The sequence below is a fragment of the Colwellia sp. BRX10-1 genome, assembly GCF_014077545.1.
In the GTDB taxonomy this organism is placed as follows: domain Bacteria; phylum Pseudomonadota; class Gammaproteobacteria; order Enterobacterales; family Alteromonadaceae; genus Colwellia_A.
The window spans coordinates 55,281-72,098 of the sequence record NZ_JACGWC010000005.1; the positions used below are offsets into that span (position 1 = coordinate 55,281).

Consider the following 16,818-nt stretch of genomic DNA (forward strand, 5'->3'; position numbering starts at 1 on the left):
TATGAATGTGACTTTTACTCAACATGTTGTTTAACAAGGAGTTATCAGGGTGTTGTCATTTGATTTTTACATTTATTTACAAGCTGGCACAGCAATCGCAATAGTCTATGTAAGCTCAAATTAATTGGGCTTATAAACGACTAATTTTATAACCTTAGAGGTAAACACTATGAAAGCGATTAAAAACAATACACCGAGTAAAAAGAAGCAAGGCGGATTTGTAATGACTTCAGAGTTGTTGTTGTTATCTACTACGATAGTCATTGGTCTTGTGGTTGGTTTAAGTACTATGCGTGATGCAGTAACAGCTGAAATGGAAGATGTTGCAGAAGCTATTGGTTCACTCGACCAGAGCTACGCTTTTGATGGTATGAAAAATGGTGAGGGTACTGCTGAGATCAGTGGTTCAGGTTTCATCGATGCAGTAGATGCTAACGCTGGTGACGGTCAGAAGTTCGAATTTATAAATACTGACTTTTCTGAATCAGCTAATGATATAAGTGGCACTGCAAGCACCGCCGCGGCTTCTGCTAACAATGTTGGTAGCTTGAATTAATCCGTGGCTCAAAGGGCAGGATAAGTATTTCGCTCCTGTCCTCGTTTTTCTAATCTGATTAATGAGGTGACATATGAAAGCTAAATTAACCGGTAGTGCTACAGGTGCCATGATCCTTTTTGCGGCATCGGGTATGCTAGCTTCAGTGCTAGGACTGCGTCAATTTGACAAGCTGACAACTGAGCCGGCGTGGATAGTAAGTAGCAATCTACAGTCAGGTCAAGTGATCACTTCAGGACTGCTTAAACAAGTACGTATTGATCTGGATAACCTTGTAGGGACGATTCAAAACCCCCGTCGATTGATGGGCCAAACATTAAAAGTTAATAAGAGTGCGGGTAGTACAATTTCCCCGAGTGACTTAAAGGTCAAAGAAAAAAAATCTTTATCTCATGCTATTCCACCAGGTCGGGTGTTATACACCCTAGAGCATATTCAAAAAGGTATGCCTTACGAACAGTTAAGTGATGGTGATCGTTTTGATGTGGTTGTAAGAGCTCGAAATGGTGTACGTACGGTTGCACGAGATGTGCAGCTCATTGGTATCAACCATCCTGCAGCCCGAAAGGCTGATAATAGTGGTCTGAAAAATATGTTGATGCCTAAAGGTAAACAAGCAGGTAATCAACCCGGTTTGTCGTTGGTTGTTGCCGTAAGACCATCGGATGTGTATCCCTTAACCAGTATTAGAGCAAGCGACGCTGTAGCGATGATTTTCCACAGTGCACATGATATGGCAAAAGGCACTCAATATAGTATTGATCCTAAACAACGTTTTCGTAATGTTGAAATGGTAGCAGGTGTGCACCGCACAAGAGTGCAGGTTATTAATTAACAAAACTTGTAGTAACAATAATATTTCTACTCTCTCCTGAGTAATTTTCCGGTTTAGTCTTACATTGATTGAATCGGATTTTTTTTTAATACTAGTACACCTTTTTATATTTAATCGTTATACCCATTTCATAAATTATTGCTCACAGGGAAGTGAGTACTTAGGTTTTGTTTGGAACCAAAAACCTGTGCTCACAGGGAAGTGAGTACTTAGGCTTTGTTTGGAACCAAAAACCTGTGCTCACATGGAAGTGAGTACTTAGGTTTTGTTTGGAACTAAAAACCTGTGGTCACAGGGAAGTGAGTACTTAGGTTTTGTTTGGAACCAAAAAGGCTATTTGCACATCCCTAACAGGTACTTATTGACCCATCGAAACTTCTTATCTGGATCTACAGCATTACCATAAGTGAAATTTATAAATCATTTTTGATAGAGGTAACTCGTTATAATTTGATTTGTATTTTGCAAATCAAATTACTTATTGCGGTAATCTTCGTAAATATGCATGACTAAATGTTTTTGTTACTTCCAACTTACTACACTGTTTTTTATTGGTTTTTTATGTTTTTTGTGTGATTTTATTGTTTTTTTTTATATTTGGCACAGCAATGGCAATAACCTTAATAGGCTCATTAAATTAATAACAAATGATGAGCCGATATCTTTTTAACACTACCAGAGGTAAACACTATGAAAGCTAATATCAATAAAAAGAACATGAAGAAAAAGCAAGGCGGTTTTGTGATGACGTCAGAATTATTGTTGTTGTCTACGACTATCGTTATTGGTTTAACCGTAGGGTTAACAACAATGCGTGATTCTGTAACTGCTGAAATGGAAGATGTCGCTGAAGCGATTGGTTCACTTGATCAAAGTTATGCCTATGACGGTATGAAAAACGGTGAAGGTACTGCTGAAATCAGTGGTTCAGGATTTATCGATGCCATAGACACTAACGCTGGTGATGGAGTGAAATTTGAATTTATCGCGAGTGATTTTTCTGAAACAGCCAGTTCTATTAGTAGTAGCGCTAGTAGTGGTGCTAATTCTGCTGCCAATGTTGGTAGTTTGATAAACTAAAATACTTAAATAGTAGGGTCAGTCACCTGACTGGCTCTTTTATCTTTAAATTAATGAATGAGGTGATGTATGAAATACAAATTAAATACACCTTTTGCCTGGAGCGTATTCGCATTCGTTACTTTAATATCCATAGCATATTTTTTACTACCATTAAATCATTTGTTCACAGTTTCAGCTTGGGTAACTAAAGTAAATATCTCAGCAGGTCAATTGATTACGTCAGATTTGCTAGTTAAAACTAGAGTTTCTACTAATAATATCTATGGTTCAGTTCAGAACCCTGATGCACTCGTTGGTAAAATGTTAGTGGTGAATAAAGAGGCAAGCAGTACAATTTATTGGCATGAGTTGGCTGTATCCTGTAACAGATTTTGTGTAACTTCCAGTTTTAAATAAAGTCCTTTAAACGGTCTTCGAATTCAATCATAAATCGATTCAAGGCCGATTTCCCGTTTCTTATTGACATTGTCCATTTCTTGGATGCCGCATCTATTGCAAGATTAACTACTTTTTTCGCTGAGTCATCAGAGGGAAATCGTTTGCGAATGTCTTGAGGGTATTTATCATCCCAGCGTACGCAGAAGTTATCGAGTTCAAGTAATACCTCTTCTTCTGTCACTGATTGAAATATTCGCTTTACATCACCCGTTATTGCTTTGTAATTCCCCCAGGGTGGATACTTCATCGAATTTCTTACCATATGAACAATACAGAGCTGAACTTGTGCCGGAGGAAATACGGTATTAATCGCTTCAGCAAAGCCTTTAAGACCATCAATAGATACCTAATAACTCTTTTTACCTTTAATGTTAACACCTAAGGCCAGGTAAACCTCTTTATTGATAACCTGTTTATCTTGTCTGATTTTAACCACTAAACAGTCAAGATAAACAATAGGGTAGACTGAATTTAGAGGTTGATCTTGCCACTCAGTGACTTGTTCTATTACGGCATTAGTGACAAGAGATATAACGTGGGTGAAATATCTGCGCCATACATTTCTTTGAACATTTTAACGATTTCTCTCGTCGTCATACCTTTGGCATAAAGATACAAGATTTTATCGTTCATCGACGTAAATCGCGTTTGATTCTTTTTAACCAATAAAGGCTCGAAACTACCTTCTTTATCACGTGGTGTTTCAAGTTCTACTTGGCCGTCTTCAGTGCGAATGGGCTTCGAATAGTAGCCGTTGCGGCTATTTTTGTGTTGATTTTCTCATGAAGTGCATAACCAAGATGCTCTTCAATCTCTGCGTTTAAAAAGGCTTCAACGGTTATCTTGGCTGCTTGCTTAGCAAATGCCCTAGTTCTTTCTTATTCATAGTCTGCCAATCCTAACCCCTTTTGGGGTACTAATGATAGGCAGTTACACAGATTTTGCTACAGGGTCGTTGGTTGGTTCAAACACTAGTATTTATTAACTTTTTATTGCCATAAAATATTGCTAACAAAATGATAATTATTGCTTAACTGTTAATTTATTTTTTGATAACTACTAAATTTTAGCTATACAATGCGCCACATATAGACCCTGCAACTCCGTTTTCTAAGTTACTTCCACAATAAAAAGTTAGTTTTCTTCTCGTTTCTATTACGAAACAAGCGATACATCTCCATTTTAAACAAAGCTGTCGGTTTAGAATCAATAATCATAAATTTTAAAATTATATGAGTCTGGCTCTTTAAGCGTATGGGCATTCATTTTTAATAGGCTATATTTTTCGCAAAAAAAGATTTTCTTTTTTGAATAGCTCAAATGAGGGTACGTAAATAAATAATACAATCTGATTTGCAAATTGCAAATCAGATTGTGAACTAAGCTTTTTAGCTAATAACCAATACAGTGATGATTTAATTTTAATTAAAATTTATTTTATTGTTTTATAAGGATTTATTTGGTTTTATTTTGGTTTGTTTAAAAGCTGGCACAGCAATCGCAATAGTCTATGTAAGCTCAAATAATTTGGGTTTATTAATTACTAACTTACACAACATTAAAGGTAAACATTATGAAAACTCTTATAAACAACAAACTAGGTAAGAAAAAACAAGGCGGATTTGTGATGACTTCAGAGTTGTTATTGTTATCGACTACGATAGTCATTGGCCTAGTCGTAGGTCTAAGTACGATGCGTGACGCTGTAACGGCTGAAATGGAAGATGTTGCTGAAGCAATTGGCTCACTAGACCAGAGCTACGCTTTTGATGGTATGAAAAATGGTGAAGGAACGTCAGAGATAAGTGGCTCTGGTTTTATTGATGCGGTTGATACAAATGCAGGTGATGGTCAGAAGTTTGAATTTATTAATACTGACTTTTCTGAATCTGCCGCCTCTATTAGTGGTACAGCGAGTACAGCTGCTGCTTCTGCTAGCAATACCGGCAGTTTGAACTAATCAGGCGTTTCACGGGCAGGTTCAGCCATTGCACCTGTCCAAAATATTCCTAACTTGATAAATGAGGTGACATATGAAAAGTAAATTAACCGGTAGTGCCACGGGTGCCATGATCCTCTTTGCAGCATCAAGTATGTTAGCTTCAGTGCTAGGACTTCGCCAGTTTGAAAATATGACAACGGAGCCGGCATGGATAGTCAGTAGTAATCTACAACCGGGTCAAGTACTGACTTCATCACTCCTTAAACAAGTGCGTATTGATGAAGACAATCTTGCAGGCACTATACAAAACCCCCGTCATTTGATGGGTAAAACATTAAAGGTTAGCAAGCGAGCAGGGAGTTCGATTTACCCAAGCGACTTGAAAACTAAAGAAAAGAAATCTTTATCTGAAGCTATTCCAGCTGGTCGTGTTTTGTTTACCCTAGAGCACATCCAAAAAGGTATGCCTTACGAGCAGTTGAGTGACGGTGACCGCTTTGATGTGGTTGTCAGAGGCAGGAATGGTGTAAGAACCGTTGCCCGTGATGTGCAGTTAATTGGTATTAACCACCCAGCTGCTAAAAAGACTGCAGACAGTGGTTTAAAAAATATGCTAATGCCAAAAAATAAGCAGGCAGGAATTACCTCTGGGGTGTCTCTAGTTGTGGCGATAAGACCGTCTGATGTATACCCATTAGCGAGTATCAAAGCCAGCGATTCGATAGCGATGATCTTTCACAGTGCACACGATAGGGCAAAAGGTACTCAATATAGTATTGACCCCAAACAACGTTATCGCAATATTGAAATGGTAGCAGGTATTCGTCGTTCAAGTGTGCGAGTGCACAATTAAAATGCCTTAACAAGGTATTAAGTAAAGGTAACACATCATGAATAACTCAAATAAAATTTTAGGATTTACTGCGCTAGACAAAGAGAATATAGAATCAGAGCGCTTTCGTGAGTTACGTCGTTTTTTACATAATCGCCTAATTGACGGTATGGAAGAGCAGAACATACATCTGTTAAAAGATACTTCGCAGGTTGAACGTCGCCTTGAACGATTGATTGAAGAAATACGTCCAAGATTAAATCCAGGTTTAAGCGTATATGAGAGACAAGCATTAACCCTGCAAATTATGCAAGAGTTAACGGGCTTGGGTCCAATTTCTGACTTAATGAAAGAACCTGGTGTTACCGATATTTTAATAAACGGTCCAGATGAAATTTGGGTTGATAGAAACGGACGATTAACAAAAACTAAGTTACGTTTTGATAACGAAAGTCATTTACGTCGCTTTTTGGACAGAGTGTTAAGTACTCAAGGTAGGCAGCTAGATGCACGTCAACCTATGGTAGATTCTCGCTTGCCTGATGGTAGTCGATTACATGCAGTGATCCCACCGCTTTGTGAGTCGGGACCAATCGTTTCAATTAGACGTTTTCATACCGAGGATTTGACTACTCAGCAACTAATTAATAGGGGTTTTCTAAGTAAAGCCATGATGGACTTCTTAGAACTTGCCGTATCAACAGGTATCAATATAGTAATAGCGGGTAGCGCAGGAGCAGGAAAAACCACTTTATTGAACGCTATATCAGGTTTTATCCCTACAACAGAGCGTATCGTAACCGTTGAAGAAACGGCTGAGCTTCAGCTAAAGCATCCCCACGTTATCTCACTCGAGTCTAGACATGTTAATAGCGAAGGCAGTGGTGCAATTAATCTTAGTGATTTAGTTAGAAATGCACTTCGCATGAGGGCTGACCGTATAGTGGTTGGTGAAGTCAGGGGGGTTGAAGTTTTGGATATGTTGCAAGCGATGAATGTTGGTCATGACGGTAGCTTAACTACCTTACATGCTAATAGCCCACATGATGTAATCAGCCGCATGGAAACACTTGCGTTAATGGGTGGAGGCTTTTCAAAAGAAGCTATTCAGCAGATGATTCGTTCTTCTCTACAATTAATTATTCAAGTTATGCGCTTCCAAGATGGCAGCCGCAGAGTCGTAAGCATTTGCGAGTTAGTTCATGGTGAAGATAAAGATGAAATTCGAGAGTTGTTTAGTTTTAAGCACGCAGCAAACAGTGAACCAGACCATATACATGGTAAGCATGTTGCAACAGGTAATAGTACTGAACTAGCGGCTAAGGTAGCAGTAAAAGGCTATAAAAGTGAACAATTCAATCGATTATTAAAGGTGGACTAGTGATGATAAATATAGAGTTTATCGGTTTATCCCTAAGTTTATTGGTAATGCTAATTATTGTATTGCATTGGTTTCGTGAATCTAAAAGGGGCAACGCCAATTTTTCATATGCTGTTAAGAGCAAACCTGATTCGTCATTGTATAATCATTTGCAAACGCTTAATTTGAATCTACCTCCAGCACTTGTTATTGCGGGTATAGCAATCGTTGCCTTCGCTATTTTTATGTTACTGCTTGAGATATTCCCCAAGCATATTCCTTTGGCGGCTATCGCGGGAATGGTGGTAACGGTGTTTTGCTTTAATAGCATCAGTGATATGGCGAAAATGAAAATAAAACGAGTAGAGAAAGGTTTAGCTGAAGCTATGGATATGATGAAAGCGGCTTTAACGAGTGGCCAGTCGCCTCACCAGGCTATTGCTTTAGCTGCACAGTCAGGTCAAGGAACTGTTAAGCATCAACTAACAGAAATGTTAGGACGCTTGGATATGGGCTGTTCGCCAGAACAGGCTATTAATCATCTAACAACCAAATACAACTGTATTGCAACTCGACTATTTGCACAAGTTATTATTGCACGCTATCAATCAGGAAGTGATCTCACTTTTATGCTTGATTCTGTTAACCGCATTGTTCGAGATCGACAACGTCACCAGTTACAAATTGACACTCACTTATCCGGTACTCGTTATGCTGCAATATTATGTGGTGGTTTACCCTATATATTGATTCCAATTTTACTATGGCAACAACCTGACTGGTTCGACACCTTATTAAAGCATCCATCTGGACCAACATACTTGGGCGGGGCGCTATTTTTACAATTTACTGGTTATTTATGGTTACGTCGTATATCGAGGATAGAGCAATGAATATATTCAACTGGCTGGATTTACTTTTTTTACTAATGTTAATTATTTTTCTCTACTTTTTAAAACAAAGTCTTACCAAAGAGAATAAATTGATTGATGATCCCTTTAATAAGTCCAAAAAAGCTTATTTAATTTATCCAAATAAATTGATCCGCCAATGTGGTATTTCAGTGGCTGGTTTCTGGCTATGGTACTGGTCAGTAAAGTGGTGCAGTGCTCTAGTACTAGTAATAATTGCTATTGAGTTGTCATTTGATTTATGGATTATTATCAGTGCGGGTATTGTGTCCTTTTTATTGATGGACATGTATCTACTCATAAACCGGAGTAATCGTCGACGTAGAATTAATCTGTCATTAGTTTTTTTTATCAATTTACTGATTGTTTTTTTGAAGTCAGGTTTATCGTTAAGCCAGGCATTTCGAAAAGCTGCTCAATTTGGCTTACAAAAAGACAACCCTTTGGCAGCAGAGCTTGAGTTAATTGCTTACGAGCTAGATGCTGGCCGTGATCGCACTGCAGCCTTTGATAATTTGTCTGTCAGGACTGGTGTAGAGGCGTTAAATAAATTATCGGTAATAATTAAGGCTGGGATTGAAGTAGGTAGCCCAGTTGGTGACGGATTACAATCATTAGCTGATTTTCTGAGGTTACAACAGGACCAACAACTAACAAGTAGAATTAACCGAAAAGCCCTCGAATCTACTTTACCGATGGCAATGGTCTGCTTCCCGATGTTTTTTGTACTAGTATTTTTTCCTGCTGGACAGCAGATCAGCGAAATAATGAAATTGTTGGGTGATATCCTATAATTATAAGATATGCTGTTTTAGCGGTGCTAAATAATAAAAGGAAGTAAAATGATTGAAGTTAGATTGCCAAAAATAATGAAGGAAAATTCTCGATTAAAAAAACAAGCAGGTTTTGTTTTAACCATTGAGCTGATCCTGATTATTACTATTTTAGTTATAGGAAGCTTTGTTGGCATAGCTGCTGTTCGCAATGCATTATTTGAGCAAAAGGTTAAGCAACAAGACCGAACCGTGTTGGTGCTAGATAGCAATAGTCAGGTGTTAGGCGAAGTGATAAATTTTGACGAACATGATGCACCACAATTGTTTTTTATTGACCGTACCTCTACAGGCAGCTCAACAAATTACCGAGCCCTGATAGGCGTTCGTGATGACCGTTTCACCAGTAGAGAGCCAATTTATTACACTGAACTAAACTGCCAAGGCCCTCCTTGCATCAAGCCAACCAGTGCTGAGACTTTAGATAATACAGGCATTAGCCGTTTACCTAATACGGGTTCAGTGAGCTACTTTCAAGCATTGCAGGGCGCTCCTAATTACGCCATTGGTCGCTCACCTAATGGGCTGCCAGGATTTTTATATAAAGAAACCTTTGAAGCTTGCCCGATGCTAGAAATTATTGGGGGAATTGGTTCTCCTATTGGATCACGTTATATTTCACAAAAAGTGTTAACCGGTGAGCCATGCGAATCACCATTCATCTTACCTACTTCGCTGGGGCAACCGGCATTAACTTGCCAAGCATCTGAGGTTGATATTTCAATTAATAACGTAACAGATAATCTTCTTGAAAAAAAAATCAAATTGGGTATTTGTGATGCAGGCTGTGGCACTAATACACAATTGCAATGTAGTTGTCCATCTGGATATTATTCTGTTGCTGATGGCTCTGTCGATGGCCAGTGCTGCCCGACGGGTACAAATTATGACGACCCTTCATTTTGTAGCGGCTTGAGCCTGAAAAAAGCAGAATCTGTCATTAATATAAATCATCCTACTCAAAATGCGTTAGAGCAATTTACACCCCCTTTCCAGGTTAACTTACCAGTCTTAGGCGGTAGAGTTGATGGCGACCAATGGTACAACACTGCGCCAAAGGGTGAAGGCAATAACTGATAAAGGTTGTTAAGAAAAAGCAGGGAAGGATGTATAACTACATTCTTCCCTTTTTTTTACAAATGGCAATTTGGTAATCAGTCTTAGTAATTTGATTTGCATTTTGCAACTATCAGTATTTAATAAATGTAAATACTAGTGGTTATGTTTTATTAGGTTTTATTTTTCAGTGGCTTATGTGTTTTTTTTTGGTTTGGGGTTTACGTTGGTCTACGAATTGCTTTGTTAGTACTATCGACTCAAAGTAAATTAGGAATGAAATAATATGAATATGTCACTTTCACCAATAGATACACTTGAAACAACAATTGTTCACACGCCATCAAAGTTAGATGACTTGACTTGCATTATTGAAGACGCATTACAAAATCAGCACTTCTCTATGGTTTATCAACCACTTTTTTGTATGCAAAATAGTAAATTAACAGGTTTTGAAGCTTTGGTTAGATGTCACTCTCCTCAGTTCGGGTTTATTTCTCCTGATAAGTTTATTCCACATGCCGAGAAAAATGGTCAGATTATTGAACTGGGAAGTTGGATATTTAAACAAGTACTGTTGGATCTTAAACGTTATCTTCAATATGGTTTAAAAGATATTACCGTTTCAATTAATGTATCTGCTGTTCAGATAGCAAATACTGATATTTTTGAGCAAATTATGACCTTAGTGGATAAACTAGAAATACCTACACGTTGTATTAAATTGGAGTTGACTGAAACTGCACTGATCCAAAATCCCAAAGTTATCGCTAAGGTTTTTGACGCCTTTCAAAAAGAAGGGATCGAAATATGGGTAGATGACTTTGGAACTGGTTTTGCTTCTTTAAGTTTACTAAGAGAATTCAAAGTTAATGGTTTGAAAATCGATAAAAGCTTCGTTGATGGTATCGCGACATGTAACGAAGATTTTACTCTATGTAGTGCAATCGTAGCAATGGCACAACGACTAGGCATGCATATTGTGGCTGAAGGTATTGAAGATGAAGTGCAACTGCAAATACTTAACCAATTAGGTTGTGATACTGCGCAAGGCTACTTACTAGGACGTCCAGCATCATTTGAAGATAATTTACGCCGTTGGAGTTAAAACAATATTCATAGGTAGTTTAGATGATGAATATTAAGATTTGTCTAATTTGCAATTTGCAACGCATTTTGTAATAGTGTTTAAATAGTGAGCAAGTTTTTAATCAGTGAGTAGAGTATGAGCTGTTTAATGGATGAAAAGGTCATTCAACAAATGATCGAAGATTTAGATGAACTAACTTGTCATAAATTGATTGGTTTGTTTATAGACGAGATGACCATGTCTTTAGTCGATTTAGAAAATGCATTTATCTCGATGGATTTGAAGAAAATTGAAGAAGTGACACATAAACTTAAAAACTCGGCAGCACTTTATGGGGCTATGACTGTAGCAACAATGGCCAGTGAAATAAATGATAGGTTATGCTCAACCTCAAGGCTCTTGAGGGATACAGATAACCAGCTATTAGATTTGATCAAACAAACTCTGAAACTGTATAATAACAAATATGGCAAAGAATTTTAGTAAGGGAATAATATGTCTAAAAATTCACAAAAAACCTTGGTTTATATTGTAGAAGACAGTGTATCAAGTGGAGCCCTTTACAGTTCTCAACTTGAAAGTATAGGTTATGAAACTAGGCATTTTGTAGATGGTTATTCTGCCTTAGCCGCGATTAAAGAAAAAATGCCCAGTGTTATTATTCAAGATGTTTGCTTACCAGATATTAGCGGTTTAGATGTACTGCAATTTGTCAAGCGTCAGAAGTCACCTGCACGGGTTATTATTATCACTTCTAATAGTTCTATTGAAGTAGCTGTTGATGCTATGCGCTTGGGCGGTTTTGACTTTATAGAGAAGCCGTTTACTAGAGAAAGAATGGTGACTTCGGTTTATGATGCAATAAAGCAGATTAATCTGGAAACAGAACCCCCTGCAGTTGAAGATGAAGTTTCAGATCAACCAGATACGAGTTTTCTTGGTGAATCATTAGCGATGAAAACTGTTTTTCGCTTGCTAGATAGTGCTGCTCGTAGCAAGGCAAGCGTATTTGTCACCGGTGAAAGTGGAACAGGTAAAGAGGTTTGTGCTCAGTACTTACATAACACCAGTGCTCGGAAAAATGGTCCCGTGATTGCAATTAACTGTGCGGCGATACCAAAAGATTTATTTGAATCAGAGTTTTTTGGTCATATGAAAGGCTCTTTTAGTGGCGCTTTGGCCGATAGAAAAGGAGCTGTAGAGGTCGCTAATGGTGGAACGCTATTTCTAGACGAAATTTGTGAAATGGATTTAAATTTACAATCTAAGTTACTTCGATTTTTGCAAACAGGTACATTTAGTCGTGTTGGTAGTAGTGACGTAATACAAAGTGATGTTAGGGTTGTTTGTGCAACTAATCGTAATCCAGCAGCCGAAGTTGGCGAAGGTCGCTTTAGAGAAGATTTATATTATAGATTAAATGTTATTCCAGTTCAGTTACCTGCTTTAAGGGATAGAGGTCCAGATATTTTATTGTTGGCTAACGCTATTTTATTGGATAAAAATGAAGCTAATGATAAAGGATTTCAACAGTTTTCATCAGATGTTCAGACATTATTTATGAAGTATGACTGGCCGGGTAATATTCGAGAATTGCAAAATGTGATTGAGAATATGGTCGTAATCAATACTGGTACTGAGATTACAATTGACATGTTACCAGAGAGTTTCGGACAAACTAACCTTCAAGTTACAACTACACCAAGTGTAATTAAAACAGATACCAAGGCAAGTACTTCTGTTAGCCCTACCAGTATTCAAGAGATTGTTCCCATGTGGATAGTTGAAAAAAACACTATAGAAAAGGCAATCGAAGTTTGTGATGGTAACATCCCGCTGGCTGCCGCACACCTAGGCGTAAGTGCGTCAACAATTTATAGAAAAATGAAAAATTGGGACTAGTTGCCCAGCTTTGTTAACCTGCTAATTTTGGGACTTTACTAAGTAATAAAAACTGATAAGTTGTAGTCCTATATATGATTGTACTATGGGTAATATTTGAGTTTAATCGAGCCATAGATAACTTAATAAATAGCCGTTGAGTAGTGAAACTCTTAAATCTAAAATATAATTTTTAGTGAAGTCATATTCAGTTAGTTCAAGATACTTGTAATATATTTATATAATCTTTAAATAAAATGTATCAGTTAATTTATATATTCTTAAATGCAAAGCAATTTGACTTGCATATTGCTAATCAAATTGCATGTTCAATAATTCCCATCAAATCACACTGAATAAGTAAGTGTAAAAGTATTATTTATCAATGGTTTATGTTTTTTTTGATGTTGTTAAATGCTGGAGTATTTCTTGCTTTAGTTAAGTGCATGAACAAATTTAAAAAGCATAGGTGAATAGATGAAGATATTAATTCAATTTTTAGCAATAATTTATATTACGTGTTTTATTGGCTTTGCTAGTGCAGATACAGCTGAGGTTGTTGAAGCTAAGCCTCTAGTATTTGGGATAGTTCCGCAGCAATCAGCAGCTAAGTTAGCTCGTAACTGGGTTCCGTTACTTAAACTGATCAGTAAGAACACAGGTATTGAACTCAAATTTGCGACAGCTCCCGATATTCCAACGTTTGAAAAGCGATTAATTGCAGGTGACTATGATATTGCGTATATGAACCCATACCACTACGCTGTATTAAGTAAGGAAGAAGGCTTTAAAGCACTTGTACATGAACTAGGGAAAAAAATTAAAGGCATTTTAGTTACTAATAAAAATAGTGAAATTAACAAGATCGAAGACTTATCGATGCAAACAATTGCTTTTCCAGCGCCAGCATCTTTTGCCGCCACATTGATCCCCAAGGCAAACTTAGCACAGAAAAACATTAACGTTCAAAGTAAATACGTTAATTCACACGATGCTGTATATCGCAATGTTGCCATGGGCCGTTTGGTAGCAGGCGGCGGAATAATACGCACGTTTAATGCATTACCAGAGCGCTTTCGAAAACAATTAAAAATCATCTGGACATCAGACGGTTATACACCACACGCAATTGCTACTCATCCGCGGGTTACTGAAGATACTCGACAAAAACTACTTCGTGGTTTTTTAGATATTAAAAATTCTGATGCTAGTGTGAAATTACTAGTGCCACTAAGAATGAAAGGTTTTACACAAGCAAACGATCAAGAGTGGAATGATGTTCGTAGTTTAGATATTAATCTTCTACTTGGTAAAAATTAAAAAGCTTACTTTTTGGCTCAGGGAATTTCTATGTCATTTCGAGTTAAAACAATATTATTCATAGGCATTACAGAAACTCTATTTTTGTTATTGTTACTTTGGCAATCTCTAGCATATCTTGAGCAATCAGGTGAAGAGGCTTTATATAAAAGAGCCAGTGAGACCTCTCATTTATTTAGCTTACTCGCTAAAAATGCAGTGATCTCATCAGATATTGCTGCATTGGACGAAATTACACAGCAAATAGCTGTGCTCGGAGGTGTTCAATATATTCGTGTATTAGACAGTGACGGTATTCTTGCACAAGCTGGAGATACAAGTAGTTTAGAGGATGGCTTTTTCGAAGATACTCTAATTTACCAGGTAGATGACCGTATATTTGATACGCAGGTTTTAGTAATGGAGTCAGGAACTGAATTTGCCAAAGTACAAGTAGGTTTACCCGTTGACCCCTTATTGTTATTTATAAGTGAAGCGCGCTATCGTTTATTTGGTATTGCTTTAGCTGAATTGGTAATGGTTGGCCTGATTTCGCTAATACTTGGTAGTTACTTAACCAAAGGTTTACTTGTTTTACAAAAAGTAGCACTTGCTGTAACAAAAGGTGATATGTCGTCCAGGGCGGATACAGAATCAAAAGATGAACTTGGTGTCACTGCAAAAGCGTTTAATGTGATGTTAGATAAGATTAATGATGATCAGAAGAAACTTAATGAAAACGCTATTAATCTCACCAAAGCAAAACAAACAGCAGAGAATGCATCCCAAGCTAAATCTAGATTTTTATCACAAATGAGCCATGAAATACGCTCACCAATGAATGCAGTGTTAGGTGCAGTTAATCTAATATCGGAAAAAATTAAAGAGCCCCCTGAGCATATTCGGTTGCTAAACACAGCGCAAAGTAGTGGCAGAGCACTATTAGAGGTTGTTAATGACATACTCGATTTTTCTAAAATTGAGGCAGGTCACATGTCACTAAAATATAGTGAAGTAGAACTCTTACCTTTACTTGAAGATGTATTGAATTGCGCCGAAGCTAAAATAGCTAATCGAGACTTAACGATATTGGGTGATGTTGCACCAGGGACTGTTGAGCGAGTTATTACTGATGCAACACGTTTACGTCAGATACTGACTATTTTAGTCGATAATGCCTGTAATTTTACTCCCCGTGGGATTGTTTTGGTGACTATCCAACGAATCCAAATAGCAGATGGTAAAGATACACTGCAGTTGAATGTAAAAGACTCTGGTATAGGGATTAGAGAAAAATATTTAAATCAAATATTCGAAGAATTTGAACAGGTTGATTCGACATTAGAGGCAAATTCCAGCGGCACTGGATTAGGCTTAAATATAGCCAAAGGGCTTATTACCTTAATGGGGGGATCAATTACTGTTAGTAGTAAATTAAATCAGGGCAGCGATTTTTGTTTTACGATGCCCGTAGAGTTTGTTGAAGATAAAACAATAGATAAACATCAATTTGAAGGCCCAATGGTACTTGTTTCGGATAATCAAAGTTTACAGGAAGTTTTTGCTAATAAAATTAAACAAATAGGGGGCACTTTCTTCGGCTTTAGCAATGTAGATATGTTACGTGAGCAGGCAACGCCGCAATTATTAAGTAAAAAATCGGTGTGGCTAATAGAGGATGGAGCGACTGTTAACAACAGCAATAAGATTTGGTTAGACTCGCTTGGTATTAATGTTCACTGTATTTCTAGCTTAGGTGAAACTTTGTCAAGTTCATACCTAGGCTTTAATCGTATAAATAAACCACTACTCTTTAACAATATATGTTCTTTGAACGATAAAAATAATACATTTTCAGTGACGAAATCTCAATTAACTTATAGTGCTCATAATGATAAAAAAAATATTTTATTAGTTGATGATATGGAAGCTAATCGATTTATTGCGGGTGAAACATTAAAGAATCGTGGCTACCAAGTTGTTTTTGCATGTAATGGTTTTGATGCGCTCGATATTTTAGAAACACAAGTTTTTGATGTTATTCTAATGGATATTCGTATGCCAAAAATGAATGGAATAGTCACAGTAGAACATTTAAAAGCAAGCGGTGGTATTAATAAAGACACCCCAGTAATTGCGATGACAGCAAACGCAGAAAAATCTGAAATGGCGAGATGTAAAGCTGCAGGAATGGAAGGCTTTGTCGGTAAACCTTTCGATACACAAGTGCTAATCGAAAGTATTAATCATTGTATCTACAGCACCGAAACACAAGAAAAAAGCAAAGCTAATAGCCCTTTAAATGAAGATGAAGTGTTGTCAGAAAGCGTACTTAAAACCTTGGCAGAGGATTTGTCCGAAGTCGCAGTTTTAACTTTGGTCAACCTATTTATTATTGATATTGAAGAACGAGTGCAGATGATAGAAACCTCGTTAGAGAAGTCGGATATTGAAGCACTTGGGGATCATGCCCATGCCTTAAAAAGCTCTGCGGGTTCATTAGGGGCAACGGCCATGTATAATTTTTGTAAAAGATTAGAACAAGCCAGTTTAGAAAAAAAACTTATGGAAGCTGAAGTTATATGCAAAGAACTAAAGTCTATTAGTGAGTTAACGCTCAAAACATATATCGACTTTAGCGCAAAATATGTATAGGTCTTTTATTTTATCATTAGATATAAATAGATTTTAATATTCAAACC

15 protein-coding genes and 1 pseudogene are annotated in these 16,818 nt (G+C 37.2%); 15 read left to right on the forward strand and 1 reads right to left on the reverse strand.

Translation table 11 applies throughout. The features are described from left to right. Positions 1–169: 169 nt before the first annotated feature. The 4 genes from H4J75_RS06495 to H4J75_RS06510 all read left to right on the forward strand — a co-directional run bounded on the left by H4J75_RS06495 (position 170) and on the right by H4J75_RS06510 (position 2,870). Complete coding sequence (locus H4J75_RS06495) at positions 170–556, forward strand: hypothetical protein (protein ID WP_182216380.1); 387 nt, start codon at positions 170–172, stop codon at positions 554–556. Positions 557–629: 73 nt separating this feature from the next. Continuing rightward, positions 630–1,391, forward strand: coding sequence for an SAF domain-containing protein (locus tag H4J75_RS06500; RefSeq protein WP_182221671.1), 762 nt, complete (start codon positions 630–632; stop codon positions 1,389–1,391). Positions 1,392–2,081: 690 nt separating this feature from the next. After that, the gene (locus H4J75_RS06505; RefSeq protein ID WP_182216384.1) at positions 2,082–2,471 is read left to right on the forward strand and encodes a hypothetical protein; all 390 of its coding nucleotides are present in this window, start codon (positions 2,082–2,084) and stop codon (positions 2,469–2,471) included. A 69-nt stretch (positions 2,472–2,540) separates the two neighbouring features. Next, positions 2,541–2,870 carry an SAF domain-containing protein gene (locus H4J75_RS06510; protein WP_182216386.1) on the forward strand — a complete coding sequence of 110 codons (330 nt, stop codon included), beginning with the start codon at positions 2,541–2,543 and terminating at the stop codon, positions 2,868–2,870. On the opposite strand, the pseudogene H4J75_RS06515 reads toward H4J75_RS06510, so the two are convergent. Next, positions 2,863–3,798 (reverse strand): annotated as a pseudogene (locus H4J75_RS06515) (transposase). The gene H4J75_RS06510 and the pseudogene H4J75_RS06515 overlap by 8 nt on opposite strands. 687 nt (positions 3,799–4,485) lie before the next feature. On the opposite strand from H4J75_RS06515, the gene H4J75_RS06520 reads away from it, so the two are divergent. From H4J75_RS06520 to H4J75_RS06570, 11 genes are all read left to right on the forward strand, one after another. Then, positions 4,486–4,872, forward strand: coding sequence for a hypothetical protein (locus H4J75_RS06520; protein WP_182221672.1), 387 nt, complete (start codon positions 4,486–4,488; stop codon positions 4,870–4,872). A 73-nt stretch (positions 4,873–4,945) separates the two neighbouring features. After that, positions 4,946–5,707, forward strand: a complete 762-nt coding sequence (locus tag H4J75_RS06525; RefSeq protein ID WP_182221673.1) for an SAF domain-containing protein — start codon at positions 4,946–4,948, stop codon at positions 5,705–5,707. A 37-nt stretch (positions 5,708–5,744) separates the two neighbouring features. Then, complete coding sequence (locus H4J75_RS06530; RefSeq protein WP_182216391.1) at positions 5,745–7,067, forward strand: CpaF family protein; 1,323 nt, start codon at positions 5,745–5,747, stop codon at positions 7,065–7,067. Between the two features lie 2 nt (positions 7,068–7,069). After that, complete coding sequence (locus H4J75_RS06535) at positions 7,070–7,939, forward strand: type II secretion system F family protein (RefSeq protein WP_259366415.1); 870 nt, start codon at positions 7,070–7,072, stop codon at positions 7,937–7,939. Then, positions 7,936–8,751: a type II secretion system F family protein gene (locus H4J75_RS06540; protein WP_182221675.1), complete on the forward strand. Its 816-nt coding sequence runs from the start codon at positions 7,936–7,938 to the stop codon at positions 8,749–8,751. The genes H4J75_RS06535 and H4J75_RS06540 overlap by 4 nt, the downstream gene beginning before the upstream one ends. Positions 8,752–8,799: 48 nt before the next feature. Then, positions 8,800–9,867, forward strand: a complete 1,068-nt coding sequence (locus H4J75_RS06545) for a hypothetical protein (protein ID WP_182221676.1) — start codon at positions 8,800–8,802, stop codon at positions 9,865–9,867. Positions 9,868–10,132: 265 nt separating this feature from the next. After that, positions 10,133–10,954 (forward strand): EAL domain-containing protein, encoded by an 822-nt coding sequence (locus H4J75_RS06550; protein WP_259364963.1) that lies wholly within the window; start codon positions 10,133–10,135, stop codon positions 10,952–10,954. A gap of 129 nt (positions 10,955–11,083) precedes the next feature. Continuing rightward, on the forward strand, positions 11,084–11,419 hold the full coding sequence (locus H4J75_RS06555; RefSeq protein ID WP_182221677.1) for an Hpt domain-containing protein: 336 nt from the start codon (positions 11,084–11,086) through the stop codon (positions 11,417–11,419). A 12-nt stretch (positions 11,420–11,431) separates the two neighbouring features. Beyond that, the gene (locus H4J75_RS06560) at positions 11,432–12,838 is read left to right on the forward strand and encodes a sigma-54 dependent transcriptional regulator (RefSeq protein WP_182221678.1); all 1,407 of its coding nucleotides are present in this window, start codon (positions 11,432–11,434) and stop codon (positions 12,836–12,838) included. A gap of 456 nt (positions 12,839–13,294) precedes the next feature. Then, positions 13,295–14,137, forward strand: coding sequence for a phosphate/phosphite/phosphonate ABC transporter substrate-binding protein (locus H4J75_RS06565; protein WP_182221679.1), 843 nt, complete (start codon positions 13,295–13,297; stop codon positions 14,135–14,137). 30 nt (positions 14,138–14,167) lie between these two features. Then, positions 14,168–16,771: a response regulator gene (locus H4J75_RS06570; RefSeq protein WP_182221680.1), complete on the forward strand. Its 2,604-nt coding sequence runs from the start codon at positions 14,168–14,170 to the stop codon at positions 16,769–16,771. The last annotated feature ends 47 nt before the right edge of the window (positions 16,772–16,818 follow it).